General features: G+C 31.2%; 15 protein-coding genes and 1 pseudogene. 1 reads left to right on the forward strand and 15 read right to left on the reverse strand.

All coding sequences use genetic code 11. From position 1 onward, the window contains the following. The first annotated feature begins 167 nt into the window (after window positions 1–167). Window positions 168–902, forward strand: coding sequence for a tyrosine-protein phosphatase (locus M9Q43_RS10240; protein ID WP_262318836.1), 735 nt, complete (start codon window positions 168–170; stop codon window positions 900–902). 115 nt (window positions 903–1,017) lie between these two features. Here M9Q43_RS10240 and M9Q43_RS10245 read toward each other — a convergent pair whose 3' ends face one another. The 15 genes and pseudogenes from M9Q43_RS10245 to M9Q43_RS10315 all read right to left on the reverse strand — a co-directional run bounded on the left by M9Q43_RS10245 (window position 1,018) and on the right by M9Q43_RS10315 (window position 19,039). After that, a complete protein-coding gene (locus M9Q43_RS10245) occupies window positions 1,018–3,375 on the reverse strand; it encodes a GumC family protein (protein WP_262318837.1) in 2,358 nt (785 codons plus the stop codon). 1 nt (window position 3,376) lies between these two features. Further along, complete coding sequence (locus M9Q43_RS10250; RefSeq protein ID WP_262318838.1) at window positions 3,377–4,144, reverse strand: polysaccharide biosynthesis/export family protein; 768 nt, start codon at window positions 4,142–4,144, stop codon at window positions 3,377–3,379. A 49-nt stretch (window positions 4,145–4,193) separates the two neighbouring features. Next, a complete protein-coding gene (locus M9Q43_RS10255; RefSeq protein ID WP_262318839.1) occupies window positions 4,194–6,161 on the reverse strand; it encodes a polysaccharide biosynthesis protein in 1,968 nt (655 codons plus the stop codon). An 82-nt stretch (window positions 6,162–6,243) separates the two neighbouring features. Beyond that, the gene (locus tag M9Q43_RS10260; RefSeq protein ID WP_262318840.1) at window positions 6,244–7,368 is read right to left on the reverse strand and encodes an aminotransferase class I/II-fold pyridoxal phosphate-dependent enzyme; all 1,125 of its coding nucleotides are present in this window, start codon (window positions 7,366–7,368) and stop codon (window positions 6,244–6,246) included. A 1-nt stretch (window position 7,369) separates the two neighbouring features. After that, entirely contained in the window at window positions 7,370–8,002 is a 633-nt protein-coding gene (locus M9Q43_RS10265) for an acetyltransferase (RefSeq protein WP_262318921.1), read from the reverse strand. Continuing rightward, a pseudogene (locus M9Q43_RS10270) lies at window positions 7,985–8,581 on the reverse strand (sugar transferase); the annotation flags it as partial. The gene M9Q43_RS10265 and the pseudogene M9Q43_RS10270, both read right to left, overlap by 18 nt. Beyond that, on the reverse strand, window positions 8,581–9,705 hold the full coding sequence (locus M9Q43_RS10275; protein ID WP_262318841.1) for a glycosyltransferase family 4 protein: 1,125 nt from the start codon (window positions 9,703–9,705) through the stop codon (window positions 8,581–8,583). The gene M9Q43_RS10275 and the pseudogene M9Q43_RS10270, both read right to left, overlap by 1 nt. Continuing rightward, window positions 9,705–10,685: a glycosyltransferase family 2 protein gene (locus tag M9Q43_RS10280; RefSeq protein WP_262318842.1), complete on the reverse strand. Its 981-nt coding sequence runs from the start codon at window positions 10,683–10,685 to the stop codon at window positions 9,705–9,707. Before M9Q43_RS10280 ends, M9Q43_RS10275 begins: the two co-directional genes overlap by 1 nt. A gap of 1 nt (window position 10,686) precedes the next feature. Beyond that, a complete protein-coding gene (locus M9Q43_RS10285) occupies window positions 10,687–11,778 on the reverse strand; it encodes an EpsG family protein (RefSeq protein ID WP_262318843.1) in 1,092 nt (363 codons plus the stop codon). Beyond that, window positions 11,779–12,840: a polysaccharide pyruvyl transferase family protein gene (locus M9Q43_RS10290; protein WP_262318844.1), complete on the reverse strand. Its 1,062-nt coding sequence runs from the start codon at window positions 12,838–12,840 to the stop codon at window positions 11,779–11,781. Continuing rightward, a complete protein-coding gene (locus M9Q43_RS10295) occupies window positions 12,841–13,842 on the reverse strand; it encodes a glycosyltransferase family 2 protein (RefSeq protein WP_262318845.1) in 1,002 nt (333 codons plus the stop codon). Between the two features lie 2 nt (window positions 13,843–13,844). After that, the gene (locus M9Q43_RS10300; RefSeq protein ID WP_262318846.1) at window positions 13,845–14,966 is read right to left on the reverse strand and encodes a glycosyltransferase; all 1,122 of its coding nucleotides are present in this window, start codon (window positions 14,964–14,966) and stop codon (window positions 13,845–13,847) included. After that, window positions 14,954–16,360: an oligosaccharide flippase family protein gene (locus M9Q43_RS10305; protein ID WP_262318847.1), complete on the reverse strand. Its 1,407-nt coding sequence runs from the start codon at window positions 16,358–16,360 to the stop codon at window positions 14,954–14,956. Before M9Q43_RS10305 ends, M9Q43_RS10300 begins: the two co-directional genes overlap by 13 nt. Window positions 16,361–16,370: 10 nt before the next feature. After that, window positions 16,371–17,648 carry a nucleotide sugar dehydrogenase gene (locus M9Q43_RS10310; protein WP_262318848.1) on the reverse strand — a complete coding sequence of 426 codons (1,278 nt, stop codon included), beginning with the start codon at window positions 17,646–17,648 and terminating at the stop codon, window positions 16,371–16,373. Next, window positions 17,648–19,039, reverse strand: coding sequence for a UDP-glucose 6-dehydrogenase (locus M9Q43_RS10315; protein WP_262318849.1), 1,392 nt, complete (start codon window positions 19,037–19,039; stop codon window positions 17,648–17,650). The genes M9Q43_RS10310 and M9Q43_RS10315 overlap by 1 nt, the downstream gene beginning before the upstream one ends. Window positions 19,040–19,043: the final 4 nt, after the last annotated feature.

Below are 19,043 nucleotides of genomic sequence, written 5' to 3' on the forward strand. Positions count from 1 at the left end.
ATGTAACTAGGAAGATACTCCATAGATACTCCATAGATAGTGTATAGATAGTGCATAGATAATAAATACCTAAAAATGCATTTTATAAGCCATCTAAAAATACCAGAACAACTATATCAAAAGATACTATTCACAAAAAAAACTATCTTTGCAACAAATTCCAAATCATGTTATCGCTTTTCAAATCTAAGCCTAAATTAGCCGAATTAATTCCTTTAGGATATGTAGATATTCATTCTCATGTTTTACCAGGAATAGACGATGGCGCACAAAAAATTAAAGATGCTGAATTTTTATTAGAATCGATGATTGATTTTGGTTTTTCAAAAGTGATTACTACACCTCATACTATGAAAAACGTATGGGATAATACAACTGAAACTATAAAAAATGCGCATTATTTAGTTCAAGATGAATTACCTGAACTTTCTAAAAAAGCAGCTCTTAATTGTGCTTCGGAATATTTTTTAGATGAAAATTTAATGCAATTAGTTCAACAAGAAAAACTACTTACACTGAAAGATAATTTTATTCTAATTGAAATGTCGTATTTGAATGCACCCATTCAGTTATATGATTTTCTTTTTGAGTTGCAACTTAAAGGATATCAGTTGGTTTTAGCGCATCCAGAGCGTTACAATTACTTTCATTCCAACAAAAAAGAATTTGCAAAACTAAAAAAAGCAGGGTGTTTATTTCAGTTAAATTTGTTAGCGACTGTAGGTTATTATGGGAAAAATGTTGCCGAAACAGCCGATTATCTTTTAAAAGAAAACTTGTATGATTTTGTGGGTTCTGATATTCATCATAAAAATCACGTAGCGGCTTTTCAAAATAAGGTGATAATTAAAAATCACAAAACCTTAGAGGAAACCATGACTAAAAATGTGTTTTTTAAATAAAAAAAGCAAGTTCAAGAACAATAGGTAATTATTTTCGCTTCGTTCAAATGTTGACCTACTTTGTAGGAGATTCCTACTTTCGCGGAATGACAAAAAAGTGCCCTAAAACCTGAACCTATTTAAAAAAACGTTTCCAAAAAGATTTTTTTTCAACCTCAACTCCGTAGCCATATCCATATCCGTAGCCATATCCGTACCCTTTTGTAGAATCGGTATCATTAATTAAGATTGACATATTAGGCAGTTTCTTTTCTTGATATAATTTTTCTGGCAAAGTCAACATTCGTTTGTCTAAGTAATTTGCTCTGGTAACATATACAAAAGCATCTGCATATTTTGATATCAATAAAGTATCGGTTACTAAACTTACTGGTGCAGTATCTACGATGATGTAATCAAACTCTTGCTTTAATTTTTCAAACAATTCACCTACTTTTTTACCCATAAGCAATTCGGCAGGATTTGGAGGAATCACACCAGCAGGCATAACATAAAAATTAGAAAAACCTTCCACTTTTGTTAAAAAATCAGCACTATTTTTATGGTCTTTAGAAGCTAAATAATTAGTGACACCTACTTTAGGAACGTCTAAATATTCTTCTAATTTAGGATTTCTGATATCCAATCCTAATAACAAAACTTTCTTATCAGACAAGGCAATAGTGGAAGCCAAGTTTACCGAAATAAAGGTTTTTCCTTCTTTTGGAAAAGTTGATGTTAAGAAAATAGTCTTAGCAACTCCTTCTGGAACTTCATTAAGTAAGAACTCTAAATTTGTTCGTACAATTCGAAGTGCTTCTGCCGTACTTGTTCTGCTGCTGCTTGAAATGATAGCTTCATTTGAAACTGATTTTGGAACATCTCCAATGAATGGCATCGTAGTGGCTTGTTCAATATCTAATCGCGATTTAACTTTTGTATCTAATAATCTTCTGATATAAAGAATTGCAAAAGGAATTAACAATCCTAAAAACAAACTTCCCAAATAAATAACTTGGCGATTAGGCGAAACCGGATTTTTTGAAGCAATTGCGGCATCAATTACTTTAGCATTGGGTGCTGTTACAGCAAGAGAAATTTGAGTTTCTTCTCTTTTTTGCAGCAAGTATAAATACAAAGCTTCTTTGATATTTTGCTTTCTATCGATATCTCTAAAAATCTTTTCTTGAGTAGGAATTTGAGAAATTTTTCCACCCAAAATTGCATTTTGACGTGCAATATCTTTCTTCTTAATTTTTAAATTGCTTTGCAACTGAAGCAAACTAGAAGCAACACTACTTTTTAACGTGTTGATTTTTGCTTCTAAATTTAAAACCAAACTGTTTTTTGGCCCAGCTGTTTTCAACAATTTATTGCGCTCTAAAACCAATTGATTGTATTGCGCTATGGAAGCACTCGCACCTTCCTCGGCAGGTAAAATATTAGCAGGAATCAATTCTGAAGAAGTATTCGAGTTTAAGTACTCTAAAATACTACTTACAACTTTTAATTGTGTTTCGGTTTCAATTTCTTTCTTTTCAAACTCGGTAGCATTTTCTAAAAACAATCCTGCCTCTGAAACAATATCCGTTACTTTATTTTCTTTCTTAAACGACTCTACATCAGCCTCAACACCTTTTAATTCATCACTGATGATACTTAGTCGTTGTTCTATAAACTTTGACGTGTTTTCAGCAATATATTTTTTGTCAGAAATAGCATCTTGGTTATAGTTTTTTACCAAAGTATTTAAAAAATCTTCGGCTTTAGGACGTACAGGATCAACAAGGGTTAATTCGATAACACTAGTATTTTTTCCAAACGAACTCACTGTTAATCTCGTTTTAAAACTTTCAACTAACGATTTTATTGGATAAACTTGAATAGCAATATTAAACTCCTCTTTCCATAAATCAGCACCAGATTTCATTACGATAGCTTCAACTGCATCAACTTTAAACTTGGTTCCATACGAAAAGGTTCCTATTTTAACCCCAGAAGCATCATAAAAATCAAATCGGTTAGCATCTACAGAAGAAATTCGGAAATTATGAAATGAATTTAAAAAAGTTTCATTTGTTTTAGAAAAGAAAATTTGAATGGGACTTCCTTTATATAATTCTTCCGATTTTACTCTTCCCAAATTCAAATAAGCGGTAGTAAGTTCTAAATCTTTAATAGTTGATGCAATTAAAGTTCTTGATTTGATTACTTCAATTTCATTATCAACATTACTTTTTACACCCGAGAGCAATCCCAAATCTGAAAAAGCAGATAATTCAGAAGCCATACTTCCTTTTCGATCATCTTTCACTAAAATAGTAGACGTAGCTTTATATTTTGGAATTGTATATCGCAAATACAAATAAGCAACAGTAAAGCAAACAAATACACCTACAACAAACCATTTCCAATGCGAAATGTAATTTTCAATTTCTTCTTTTAAGTTAAAATTGCTGGATAAAGTTGGAGTATGTAATTCGCGTTTTTGCATCTTATTTTACGGTTAAAGCTATAATGGTAACAATTAGAGAAAGGGCTGAAATTCCTACAGTTAAATTAGGTCCGATAGCTGAAGAATTGATTCTGGTTTTATTTGGTTCAACATAAACCACATCGTTTTGAGATAAATAATAAGCAGAAGAATTCAAAAAATCAGATTTTGTTAAATCGATTCGTTCCATAGTTTTGGTTCCATTCTTTTCACGAATTAATAAAACATTGGTTCTATTTCCGTAAATGGTTAAATCTCCCGACATTCCGATAGCCTCTAGCAATGTAATTCTTTCACTCGCAACCGAATAAGTTCCTGGTTTTTGAACTTCTCCTAAAACCGTAACTTTAAAATTTAAAATTCTAAAATTGATTACTGCATCACTAACATGATCTTTTAATAGCTCCTTTAATTTAGCTACTGCTTGCGTTTTTGTTAATCCACCAAGAGCAATAGAACCTAGTAATGGGAATTCAATTTTTCCTTCCTTATCCAAAATATAGGTTTGCATTCTTTGTGTTCCAATGGTATTCTCTGAATCACCTTGAACGGTTATGACTTTCAAATTATAAGGTGCTGCAACTTCTGGATTTTCAGAAGAAACTACAATCATTACTACATCATCAGGTTGCAAAACAGGCTCATAAGAAACCAACTCTTTTGCATTAGAACCGCCTTGTAAATACACCAAATCTTTTCTTGAAGCACAAGAAGTGGTTAAAAACAAAACGAATAACAACGATAAAAGAGTGATTTTTACAAATTTCATAATCTAAATTTTATGCAAATATAAGGGACTTTACTAATAAGCAAAGAAATTAGTGGTCAAGACGCTCAAATTCAGAATTTTTACTCTTAAATTCGGGCACAATTTTCTTCATTAGCACAACGGTTTCCTCAGATTTCATTTCTTTAGCACTTTGAACTAATCGTTGCAATTGATTAAGAAAATCATCAAAATTGGCAACACTTACTTCTTGTGCTATCATAATTTTTTCGTGATGTGTTGGTAGTGTTTTAGCTACATCATTTAACAATTCTTCATATAATTTTTCACCAGGTCGTAAGCCTACTACTTCAATTTTAATATCTTCTTCTGGAGTAAATCCAGCTAAACGAATCATTTTATAAGCCAAATCAATTATACGAACAGGTTCACCCATATCAAAAATATAAATTTCACCTCCGTTACCCATAGAACCTGCTTCTAATACTAATTGACAAGCTTCAGGAATTGTCATAAAATAACGAATTATGTCGGGATGCGTTATGGTTATTGGACCTCCTTCTTGAATTTGCTTAGTAAACAACGGAACCACAGAACCATTAGAACCTAGTACATTTCCAAAACGAGTAGTAATAAATTTAGTTGATTCTAACTGCTTTGCTTGCGCATTCATCGACAAAGACTGCACGTACATTTCCGCAATTCTCTTACTAGCTCCCATTACATTACTTGGGTTTACGGCTTTATCGGTGGAAACCATCACAAAAGAAGACACTTTGTATTTTAAAGCTAAATCGGCAATGATTTTGGTTCCATAAACGTTAGTTAAAACCGCCTGATACGGATTTAATTCCATCAACGGCACATGTTTATAAGCGGCTGCATGATAAATAACATCGGGTTGATGTGTTCCTATGATTTGCTCCATCATAAAAGCGTCTTTTATATCAGCAACAAAAGACAAATAGGGAATATTTTTTATTATAGGCTCAATCAACAATCCTAATTGATGCAAAGGCGTTTCTGCTTGATCAACAACTATTAATTTTGATGGTTTAAAATCTAAAACTTGTTGTACAATTTCACTTCCAATAGAACCTGCTGCACCCGTAACCATAATGGTTTTTCCGCTAATTTGACCCGAAATAATTTGATTGTGAAGCTCAATAGGTTGACGCTCTAACAAATCTTTAATATCAAATTGCTTAATGCTTTTAGTGATGTTTTTTTGATCTTCCCAATTTTTTACCGTTTGAGTTGATAGTACTTGATATTGGTGTTCTAAACAATCATCAACAATTTTCAACTGCTCACTTTTAGTTAAAGAAGAATCACTTAAAATAATTCCCGAAGCATTAAACTTTCTAATGATAACAGCCGCATTACCTTTAAAACCTACAATTGGCAAACCTAGAACTTGTTTGGTCTTATTTGCCGATGTTTTTTCGATAAAAGCAACTACTTTGTATCGCTTTGGTTGTTCAGAATTTAAAGCTTTAGCTAAAGCAAAGGCATTGGCATCTACTCCAAAAACTACAATTTTTTTAATTTTATCTATATTTTCTAATTCGATATAGGTTTCAAATAAAAACTTGACCACTATTCGGAAAAGAAATAAAAGTACAAACGAAATTACACTGTGAATAAATAATTCGGGCAGCAAGAAAATCTTAGTACCATGAATAAAATAATGGGTATAATTTAAAACTACTAATGAGAAAAAAGCAAATGAAGTAGCCAATAATAATCGCATACCATCAATAAAACTAGAATGTCTTATAATTCCTGCATAGGTTCTAAAAGCGAAGAAAAAAAAGGCGTAAGTAAAAATGGTAATTACATAACGAATAGAAACCGAATAAGTATCAAAGTACTTATATGTTAAATTAGTTACAATAAAATAGGTAACCAAGCTAGCAAATAAAACAATAATAATATCAATACAAAAGATAACCCATCTTGGTAAATAGGCTAAATTACTAAATCGATTTTCAAAAAAATCTTGGGTTATGTTTTGTATAACCGATTTTTTTGAAGAATTATTCTGATTATTTGACACTTAAAAATTGTTTAACAGATTGGGGGCTACAAAAATACAACAACTTATTAAAGTTAGAATCGTTTATTTAGTTTCTTTTTTGTTATTTAAAAAAATCTTCAAGAACCAAAATTATTCTTCCCCATTGATTATCAGACAAGTTAGACCCTGAAGGCAAGCACAATCCTTTCTCAAATAAATCGGCTGCAACCGAACGACCATAATATGGATAAGATGCGAAAACAGGTTGTAAATGCATAGGCTTCCATAAAGGGCGTGTTTCTATATTTTGAGATTCAAACTTTAATCGTAAGGCTTCTCTTTCTTCAAAAGAATCTAACAGAATAGCCGTTAACCAATGATTAGAAATGAAATCAGCAGTTGGTTCTTTAAAAACAGTTACACTTGAAATTGCTTTAAAAAAATCTTGATAACGTTGATTCCATTTTCTTCTTAAAGTTACATGATTTTCTAAAACTTCCATTTGACCACGACCAATTCCAGCAGCAATATTACTTAATCGATAGTTATAACCAATTTCACTATGTTGATAATGTGGAGCGGCGTCTCTTGCTTGAGTGGCTAAAAATATGGCTTTCTCTTTTAAAACATCTGATTTTGTTACCAAAGCACCACCACCAGAAGTAGTTATAATTTTATTTCCATTAAACGATAAGGCAGCCATCGTTCCAAACGTGCCACACTTTTGTCCTTTGTATGAACTACCTAAAGCTTCGGCACTATCTTCTAAAATAGGAATTTCATAACGATTAGCAATGGCTAACATTTCATCCATTTTGGCTGGCATTCCATACAAATGAACAGGAATAATTGCTTTTGGCTTCTTCCCTTTTGCAATTCTATCTTGAATAGCTTCTTCTAATGCAATAGAACACATATTCCAAGTATCCAATTCACTATCTATAAAAACAGGAGTTGCACCTAAATAAACAATTGGATTAGCAGAAGCAGAAAAAGTCATCGATTGACAAATAACCTCATCACCTGCATGTACTCCTAACAAAATAAGACCTAAATGCAAAGCAGCAGTTCCAGAGCTCAAAGCAGCAACTTGAACATTGTTGCCCAAGAAATGAACCAAATCATTTTCAAAACCCGTTACATTGGGTCCTAAAGGCGCTACCCAGTTGCTATCAAAAGCCTCTTGCACATATTTTTGTTCCGTTCCTCCCATGTGTGGAGAGGAAAGCCAAATTTTCTCTTCCATTTTAATTCTCTTGATATTTAATAATTCGTGCTGGTACACCAACTACAACAGCATTGTCTGGTACATCTTGCAAAACTACTGTTCCTGCTCCAATACTTACATTTTTTCCAATTTTAACATTGGGTATAATAGTGGCTCCAATACCTACTAATGTTTTTTCTCCCACTGTAACATTTCCACCCAAACAAGCATTTGGCGCTACATGAACATAATCTTCTAATTTACAATCATGCTCTACAATTGCTCCTGTATTGATGATACAATGATTTCCAATTACAGCAGCTGGATTTACAACTGCAGCTGCCATAATTTGAGTTCCAGGTCCAATCTTGGCAAATTTGGACACAATAGCATTGGGATGAATGGTCATAATAAAATTGGTATCTAATGTGGTAACTATTCTTTTTCGAATGGCATTATCGCCAATAGCAACAATACAATTTCGAGCTTGTAATTTTTTTCTATTAAAATTTTTCTTGATAGGAATTTCAAACAACGAATCCGATTGGGGTGCATCATCTAAAATTCCTTTGACAACATATTTATTTTCCGATAAAAGCACGTCTAAAACCACCTTTCCGTGACCTCCAGCTCCAAAAACATAAACTGAAGTAGTGCCACTAAAAGGTTCTATGGTTGCCGAATTTTGAGCATTTATTCCTTCTTTAATTAAAATCTTTTTTACTGTTTTCAAAAGAATTTTTAAATCCAAACCAAAAGAAATATGTTCTACATAAAACACGTCCAATTCAAATTTGGTTTCCCAATCAATTGCATTTCGTCCATTGATTTGTGCCCAACCTGTAATCCCCGGTTTTACTTCGTGACGACGATTTTGATAAGGCGAATACAAATGCATGTACTGCGTTAATAAAGGTCTTGGACCCACCAAACTCATATCGCCTTTTAGAACATTGAGCAACTGCGGAATTTCGTCCAATGATGTTTTTCTAACAAAACGTCCAACAGCAGTTAATCGTTCTGCATCGGATAACAAATTCCCTTTTTTATCTTTTCTATCATTCATAGTTTTAAACTTAATGATGCTAAAAATGGCACCATTAAATCCTGGTCGTCTTTGAATAAAAAAAGGCTTCCCTTGATTAGCAAAAAACAACAAAATGGTAATGCATAAAAACACAGGCAGAAGCAGGATAAATCCAACCAATGCCAGAATAAAATCTAATATGGGTTTTACTATGTTTTTATACATTATTTTAAAATATCTTTATAAAAAGTAAGCCATTGCAACGAAATTTCATCTGCTGAAAAATGTTCCAATACATATTGTCTTCCGTTTTTACCTAAAACTGTTCTTGTCTCTTCGTTTTGAACCAACAATTTCATTTGATCATAAAGTTGGTCTACATTTTTAACTTCATGACGTAACCCTGTTTTATTTTCGATAATAGTTTCTGCTAAACCATAGGTATCACTACAAATTATTGGTAATTCTAACAACGAAGCTTCTATAACACTTGTCCCAAAACCTTCTCTATAACTTGGTAAACAAAACACATCTGCAGCTTGTAAAACTTCTTGTGACTTTGGAGTAGGACCAAAATAAATGATGTTTTCTGTTTGAATTTGACGAATTTTCTCTTGCATCTGTTCTTCATCAAATCCAATTAAAAGCAATTTCACATTCGGAAAATCTGCATGTAATTTTTGAAATGCTTTTGCTAAATCTAAAATACCCTTATCGGTATTCATTCTACCTAGAAAAGCAAATACAACATCATTATTTTGAAAGTTCAATTGAGTGCGATACAAATTTCTAATTTCTGAAGAAGGATTGAACTTTTGCACATCTACTCCACTAATGGAACCTTTTCCTAAAACCTTAGAATTTTTATCGGTTATAATTTTATTAGCAATTAAAAATTGACGTTGCGACTGACCATCGACCAAAATATGAGTGGTAAACCAAACCAACAGTCGGTCTAAAAACTTTAAAAATTGTTTTTTTAAACCTGATTGTGTGTGCCAAACTTGTCCAGTAAAAATATGAATTCGAACTGGAATTCTAGACAACCAAGCAGCCATCATAGCCAACAAACCTGCTTTTGGCGTAACGGAATGAACCACATGAAACGATTCTTTTTTAAAGAAAAAATACAACTGAATTAAAGCTAAGAAATCTTTCAAAGGATTGATGCTTCTGTGAATTGCAATATGTTTGGTGTTTTTTACAAACGGAACTTCAAAATCAGCCTGTGTTTCAAAATTAGCTACTAAAGTAATATCAAACTCTTTTGAAAGGTATTCAAAATGCTTAATTAAAAATGCTTTGGCAGTAATGGGTGCCGAAACTACAAAACAGATTTTTTTCTTCATTAACTTTTTCTATTCAAAAATCGGTACAAAGGTAAAGCTAATTTTAAAAGTATAGAATGCTTTAACAATAAGATTCGAAATAGATTTTTAGAACGATCAAACAGTTTGTGATTTACAAAAAACAACTTTTTAGCTTTTAAATATTCAATTTTTAAAAGAATAGTTTTATAATCTGATTGGTTCTTAATCATTTGAACAACTAAAGTAGCTGTTAAAAAACCCAAACGCTCTTTAAAAAAAGCATCTTGATTGGCCGATTTTGAATACAATTGATTGGTAATCACCATAACGCGTTCAATATCGTTTTGCATTTTTTCTTTTTTAGCCAGACTAACATTTCGAGTAATCGAATTGGGTGTTTGCAAAAATTGCCCAACAATGGTTTCAACTGCTAACATTCGTTTCGCTTGAAGAAAAACACGAGTGTTAAATTCAAAATCTTCGATATAAAGCTGTTCTTCAAAAAAAAGTTGATTGTTTCGCAAAAAATCTGTGCTATATAATTTATTACAAGCCGAATTAGCATAACGAACCTTTTGATAATAGTCCATTCCATCAAAAATCAAATTGTTTGAAGAATTAGAAAGGGTATAACAAACGACTCCATTTTCTAAAACGCCATGAGCTCCAAATTCTAAAACCTCAACTTGAGTTGCAATTGCTTGATTTACAATTTGACTTAACGTATTAGGAACTAAATAATCATCTGCATCTAAGAAAAGTAAATAAGTTCCTTTAGCCTTTGAGATTCCTGTATTTCTTGCACCGCCAAGTCCTTTGTTTTTTTGGGATATAACTTTTAAATTAGCAACATCTTTAAAGTACGACTTTATGGTTTTCACACTATCATCGGGTGATTCATCATCAACAATAATAATTTCATAAGCTGACGATTCCAAATCATTTTGAATGACAGAATTAATGCAACGAATTACATATTTTTCAACATTATAAACCGGGATAATGACACTTAATTTCATTTTACTTAACTAGAATTACGTTAAAAATATAAGTAAACATAAAATACAGCAATAATACGGTACCAACCATTCGATGATGTTGTTTAAAAAGTTGTTCTTTTAATATGGGATAAAAAATGATAATAGCTAGCATGAACCATGACAAATATGCAAATCTATTGGTAAAATTAGCTCTAATAACCAAAACCCAAAACGCATTAGTTATCAAATACATATTAAAAAGTTGTTCGTACAGCTTATCTGAAAAGTTCTTTTTGAACAGGTAATACCAACCTGCGAAAACTCCAGTGGCACTATAAATTAAGAAATCCCAACGAAATCCTGTTTTTGTTATGGCTTCATCTATTTCATCTGTAAAATACTGCTCAAATCTTCTATCGTTTATTCCTAACGATTCTATATATTCCACAAAAAAGTTACCTACTGCTAGTGAAACTAAAATGGTAGTTAACCAAATAAAAATATAGGTTTGCGATTTGGTATAAAAACTTGAAACTATAAATGCAAAAACGGGTAAAACCATAGTTTTATGAAAAGAAATTGCAACTAGTAACAAGGCATATAAAACTATTTTCTTGTCTTTAAAAGCTAATGCTAATAAAAAAAGAGACGTTGCCAAACCGTTTCTGATTCCATTTGTACCATAAGCCCAAAAAGAAAAGGAAACCACTAAAGCAAAAAACGCATAAAACCAATAGGCTTTAAACCATTTAACAGAAAGAATATAAAGCGGAATGATATAAATTAAAGCACAAGTAAAAAAGAAAGCCTCAACAGACATAACTTTAGTGCAAAACTCTAAAAACCAATAAAAACCATAATCTTCGGTCACTTCTAAGGGATTTCCATCTAAATATCGCTCAAAGGAATAGGCATACATGGTCATATCTACAAAAACACTATGAATAGGCCTAAAACCCATGTAAAGCAGAACAAAAACCAGAGACAAATAACCAAAAACTTTTAAAAATCGTGTATTTCTTAAGTCATCAATTTCTAAAATAACAGCGTGTAGCAAAATGCCTATCAAAAAAACCAATAAAGTTTGATAGTAAAAAAAAGTATAATGTTCTATTGGTATGAAATCAAACATTTAAGACAATAGCTGTTGTTTCAAAGGTAAATATTTTTCCATCAAATTTTTATATGCACTTGTATTTGATGAATTTAAGTTTTCAAAAGCTTCGTTAATACTTTCTAAATCGAAATTCTTAATTAAAATTATTGGCGCTTGCTCTTTGATCCATTCGTATGAAGCACTAATTTTATGGTTGTTATTTAAAAAAACCAAACAAGGTGTATTCGTTATGTAAGAAAAAATCATTCCGTGTAATCTATCTGTAATTACAAGCTCTGAAGATTTGTATTGATTCCAAATTTTGTTTAATTCTTCATCTAATTGTTGCTCAGATAAATTCCCTTTATTAATATGAGTATCATAAAATGAAACATTAGAAAAAGTTTCTTTTGCCCAATTAATTAGCGATTCATTCTGTTCAGAAGTTAATAATTTTTCGTCATCTGCTCTTAAACTTATTGTAACGCCATTGCGTATCATTTGAGGTTGCGATTTATCTAAACTCAACACAATATCTGGTGTTAAAAACACTTTCACTTTTGGAAAATGACGTTGCATTAATTCAAAAGATTGCTGTTCTCTAACAAAAAAACTCAAGTTAGAAAGTTTACTGTACACAGAAATTGCTTTTGCTAGACTTTTTTTCCCTTTAGGAGAATTTGAAAAATCAAAAGTTTGTGGAAACGAAATAATTTTATTGTTTGGAAAGGACGCAATAACTAACTGACGTAAAGTTTCTATTTGATCATACAAATCTCCGAAATTTCCGCCACCAACAGTTGTAATACAATCTGACGGATTCAAAATAGATTTTGCAAAGCTGATTCCTTCAATAGTTTTATTTATTGGAATAAGAACTACTTTATGATTGGGCAACGTGTTTTGAATAAATTTTTCTTGTGCATAAGTAATGGCTACATCGCCAAGATTACTATAATTTGCTGCTAAAAAAATAAAAACTTTTGAATCTTCTTTTTTTAAGTTTTGAGACGAGAAAATGGTCGCACTTTTAAACTTTTGTAAAAAAAGAAGTATTCTAATTTTTAAATAGTAAGGAATGTATTTCTTCAAAAACATTTATTTGATGATTTTTAAAATCAGGTACAAAAGTAAAGCTCTTTTTTGTGAAATAATAGTTTTATAAACAGAATCCAATTTACTATTTGGCTTGTAAAACGGTATTAATCTTTGCGTTTCGGGATGTACAATCATGGTTTTTAAATGATTGTATTTTTGATTTTTAGTTAAATTATTTTTAAATGCAAACAAATTATTAGCACAATATCGAATTCCTAAAAGCAAACTATTCGCCAGTAATTCATCAGAATGATTAATTTTCCACTTATTAAAGAACTTTTTTAAACATTCATTCTTTTTCAAATACAAGTCAAATGAATTGGCATGAAATGTTTTTATCAACGTTGTCGTTGGCCGGTTTGCGTAATGATACAGTGGTTTATTTATAAAATGAATGCTATTTACTGAAGAAAAAACGGGAACATTAAACAAAATATCTTCAACAAGTGAAACCCCTTTTTCAAATTTAAAATTATGTTGCTTTAAAAAATCGATTGCGTAAAATTTATTCCAAGCATAACCTAATAATCCAATAGTATTATTGGTTACAGTTGTATTTTTATTTTCAATATTTATTACTTCACTTTCATGAATAATTGATTCAGAAGAAATAAGATTTCCACTTTTATCTTCTGTATCTAAAAAATAACCAAAAACAACAACAGGTGCATTTTCTTTCTCTATTTTATCAATACACAAAGCCAATAAATCTGATTCAATGAAATCATCGCTATCCATAAAATACACATAATCGCCTTGCGCTCTTTCTAATCCAAAATTACGAGCATCAGACAAACCTCCATTTTCTTTATGAAAAATTTTCAATCTGGAATCTGAAGTATATTTTTCAATTTTTTGAATGCTGTTATCTTTTGTTCCATCATTAATGATTAACAATTCGAAATTTGCATAGGTTTGCTGAAGAACACTCAAAACCGCCTTTTCAATGTAAATTTCTACATTGTAAACGGGTAAAATAATGGAAATTAATTTCGTGTTCATGATTAAATCGTATCGAATAAATGTTCAACAGAACGTGTTGAATTTTGAGCCTTTAAATAAATAGCTCTCTCTTTTGCCTTTAGTTTTAACTGATTTAATTCCTCAGATTTGGTTATAAGTTCTATTAATCCTTCGTATAAATCTTCTGTTGCATTGGGAACTATTTTACCAAACTTTCCATTGTCTAAAATTTCGTTCATTCCTGGACAATCGGTTGTTAAAACTGGAATTTCTAACGCTAATGCTTCAATTATTGCAGAGTTATATCCTTCGGTTAAAGACGAGCAAACGTACAAATCTGCTTTAGCCAAATAAGGGTACGGATTTTCTTTAAACCCTAACAACTGTACATAATTCTCAAGATTTTCTTTTTTAATTGTTGCATTTAATTTTGAAGCTAATTCTCCATCACCAATTATATATAATTTGAAATTAATATCTGTTGAAGAAGCTATTCGTTTTACAATTTGAATCAATCGCTCGTAACCTTTCACTTCAATAAGTCGGCCAATAGAAACAATATTTAGGGTTTTACTATCAAATTCAATATCAAAACTCACTTCTTGCGATTTTTGCTGAATAAAACTAAAATCTATCGTATTTTCAATAACAAGTGTTTTATTTTCTAATTGAGGAAAAATATGCAACAAAGAATTTTTAACCTCTTGAGAAACGCAAACAATCTGATTAAATGACTGATACGCATTTTTAGTTTCTTCAAAAGTTCTAAAAGTTCTGGATAGTAATTCGGGAGTTGCTTTCGTGTGTAACCAAGCTATTTTTTTAACTTTTGGATTTGTGATTCCTGATAAAATTCGGGTAGGAACATGTTCTAAATAAGCAACTACAATATCATAATCATTGACTTTTAATCTATTTGCCAAAAACGAAGCAGGAATTATTTTTTGCAAAACAGAATAACCTCTAAACACTTTTGAGAACCAATAAAAATGGTTGATGACTGGATGTAATAGCTTTTTATTAATTCCTTCTTTAAAAATAGTGAATAAAGTTACCTGGTATTTATCTTTAGGTAAAGCATTAACGAGATGAACCAAAACACGTTCGGCTCCTCCACCTTTTAAGTCGGGATGAATAAATAATATTTTTTTTAACGCATCCATTTCTTCAAATACTTATTGTAAACTATTTGTAATTCTGATTGTAACAAAAAATAACTGATTACAAGTGCTACTAAAGGTAGCCAAAAAATTCCGTAGGGTAATTCCAAAAACATAATTACAGATAAAACCATAAAAACACCAAATAAAACAAAAAATGTAGCAAATGGAAATACTATTTTAATATACTTTTTGGTCTCAAAAAATCGGAAAAGAAATAAGAAAAAATAACCAAAAAATATTGCTATTGCTGCTCCTAACAATTCTAAAACTGGTATAAGAAAATACGAAAGTAATAATACAATTATTCCACTTATTAGGCTGCTTAAAAAAATACTTTTTGTTTTTTTTGCACCTAAATAAATGGTTCCATAAAAACCACTTAATGCGTTAAATAAGATAGCCAACAATAAAACAGAGGTGTAGCGCCATGAATCATAAAACGTTATATCAACAAAATAAGTCAAGAACAGCTGATTAATGCACAATAAGTTAATCGAAATTACAAATAAATATTTTATGTACTTTTTAAAAATGGTACTGTAATAATCATCTTTATCTTCTCTATTATAATTTTCAATTGCTTTTTCTTGCCATGCCAAATAAAACACATTTACAAGTAACAAAACAATAGTAGGAAACTTAAATGCAATGGCAAAAATTCCGTTTGAAGCCACCCCTAAAAAAAGAACAATCAAATAGCGATTTGCTGAAGATATTGCCCACCAAGACAAACTATTTGGTACTAACGGAATAGAATAATAGAGTAATTCTTTTGCTACTTGAAAACTATAATATTTACTATGAATGTAGCCAAACACTTTATTTCTAAATAAAATAAATACTGTTGAAAAAAAAGCCGCAATAATATTAGAATAAAGCAATCCTTCTATTTTTTTATCGTAAAAAACCAAAAAAAGAATGGCAAGAAATACATATAAAAAAGTGTAAAAAACACTAGACAAAACATATCCTTTATTGTCTGCAATAGCCCTTTGAAATTGTTGAAATAACAAGAAAAAAGACTGAAATCCTAATAAAAACAAAAGCTCTTTATAAAATAAAAAAGGATAGAAGCTCTGGAAAATTAAAACCCCAACAATCGCTATAAAAATAGAAATTAGCAAAATAAAACTCGAAGTTGTTAATACCCTTGCTTTATTTTCAAACTGATTATTTTCTATTAACCATCTTAAAACAGCATCCGTTAATTGAAGTGTTACTATAGGAGTTAATAAACTAATGGTTGTTAAAAACAAATCAAAAACACCTACATCTTCTCTTGAAAGATAAAATGTAGTAAAAAAAACCAAAATGAAGCTAAGCCCTTTTGAGGCTAAATTCCCAATGGAGTATAACAGAGTGTTTTTTAATAAACTATTTGATTTGGTTTCCAAAATTAGATTTTTACAATCTTCCGTCTACTTTTCCAGTTAAAAAACCTTTAACATCATATACTACATTAGCTGTTTTAGTTAAAGAAGTAACATCTAAAGCTGCAAATTCTTTGTGAGCAACGCCTAATACAACCGCATCAAATTTAGAGTCAGGTAATTTTTGAGTAGTTTCGATGCCATATTCATGTTGTACTTCTTCTGGTTTTGCCCAAGGGTCATAAATCGTGATATTTATTCCATATTCTTTTAATGCATGAACAATATCTACAATTTTAGTATTACGAACATCTGGGCAATTTTCTTTAAAAGTAACTCCTAAAAGCAATAATTCAGCTTCATGTAAAACAATTTCCTTTTTAATCATCAGCTTCACAACTTGTGAAGCTACATATTCGCCCATACTATCATTCATACGACGACCCGCCAAAATAATTTCGGGATGATAACCAGCTTCTAATGCTTTTTGAGCCAAATAATAAGGGTCAACACCAATACAATGACCGCCCACTAAACCCGGTTTAAAGGGAAGGAAATTCCATTTGGTTCCTGCTGCTTCTAATACTGCTTTAGTATCAATATCTAAAATATTAAAAATTTTAGCTAATTCGTTTACAAAAGCAATATTGATATCACGTTGTGAGTTTTCAATCACTTTTGCAGCTTCTGCTACTTTGATTGTTGGTGCTAAATGCGTTCCTGCAGTTACCACACTGTTATATAGAGCGTCTACTTTTTTACCAATTTCCGGTGTAGAACCTGCTGTTACTTTTAATATTTTTTCAACCGTATGCTCTTTATCACCTGGATTAATTCGTTCTGGTGAATAGCCTGCAAAAAAATCTACATTGAATTTTAATCCAGATATTTTTTCTAATACCGGTACACATTCTTCTTCTGTAACTCCTGGATAAACTGTTGATTCGTAAATTACAATATCGCCCTTCTTTAGCACTTTACCAACAGTTTCACTTGCTTTGTAAAGTGGTGTTAAATCGGGTTTATTATGTTTATCTACAGGTGTTGGAACCGTAACAATAAAATAATTGCAATCGGCAATATCAGTTAATTGATTAGAACAGTATAAGCCGATTTCATTTGAAGATTTAGCAACTAAAACTGATTTTAATAACTCTTCTTCCACTTCTAACGTTAAGTCAATCCCATTATTTAGTTCGGAAATACGTTGTTGATTAATATCAAATCCTACTACTGAAAATTTGGTAGCAAAAAGTCGTGCCAATGGCAAGCCAACATATCCTAATCCTATAATTGCAATTTTTTCGCTCATTATCTTGATCCAATTCCTTGGTAAATAAATCCTATTTTTTCTAACTCTTCTTTATTCAATATATTTCTTCCGTCGAAAACAAAAGCTGGTTTTAACATATTGTCATATATTTTTTGCCAATCGTATGTTTTAAATTCGTCCCATTCAGTTAACACAGCAATTGCATGTGCATTATTGCAAGCATCGTAAGCGTTAATTGCTACTTGAACACCTTTTGCATTATCTATTTCTGAACGAGATTCTAAATAATTCAAATCAAATTGAATTTGTTCTTCTCCTACTTTAGGGTCATATACAACTACTGTTGCTTGCTCACTTAATAAATCATCTGCCACATAAATTGCTGCTGATTCGCGCGTATCATTAGTGTCTTTTTTGAAAGCCCAACCTAAAAATGCTATTTTCTTACCAGAAACGGTGTTGTATAAGGTTTTGATTATATTTTTTGCGAAGCGACGTTTTTGATGATCGTTCATAATGATTACTTGTTCCCAATAATCGGCCACTTCATTTAAACCATATGATTTAGCGATATAAACCAAATTTAAAATGTCTTTTTGGAAACAAGAACCTCCAAAACCTACAGATGCTTTTAAAAACTTAGGTCCAATTCTACTATCTAAACCAATTGCTTTTGCAACTTCGTTAACATCTGCACCTGTTTTTTCACACAATTCACTCAAGGCATTAATTGAAGAAACACGTTGTGCTAAAAAAGCATTTGCTGTTAATTTTGATAATTCTGAAGACCAAACATTTGTAGTTAAAATTTTGTCATTTGGAACCCAATTAGCGTAAATATCTACTAATTGTTGAATTGCTTTTTGACCTTCTGGAGTTGTGTCTCCACCTATTAAAACTCGGTCTGGTGCAAATAAATCTTCAACTGCTGTTCCTTCAGCTAAAAATTCTGGATTAGATAAAATTTGAAAATTAACTCCATTTCCTGTATTATCTAAAATATCTTTAATGGCACTTGCAGTTCTTACAGGTAAAGTTGATTTTTCAACTACAATTTTATCATTTTTAGCTACTCGGGCAATCTGACGCGCACATAATTCGATATATTTCAAATCGGCAGCCATACCTTTTCCAACACCATACGTTTTAGTTGGTGTATTTACCGATATAAAAATCATATCTGCTTCATCGATTGCTTTATCTACATCGGTTGAAAAGAATAAATTTCTTCCACGAGCTTCTGACACAACATCACTTAATCCTGGCTCATAAATAGGAATATTATTCACGTCTTTATCGTTCCAAGCCGCAATTCTTTTTTCATTTAAGTCAACAACCGTAACTTTAATATGCGGACACTTTTGAGCAATAACCGCCATTGTTGGCCCGCCAACATATCCTGCACCGATACAACAGATATTTTTAATCATTGTA

Origin of the sequence: Flavobacterium odoriferum, assembly GCF_025499515.1 — a bacterium.
In the GTDB taxonomy this organism is placed as follows: Bacteria; Bacteroidota; Bacteroidia; order Flavobacteriales; family Flavobacteriaceae; genus Flavobacterium; species Flavobacterium odoriferum.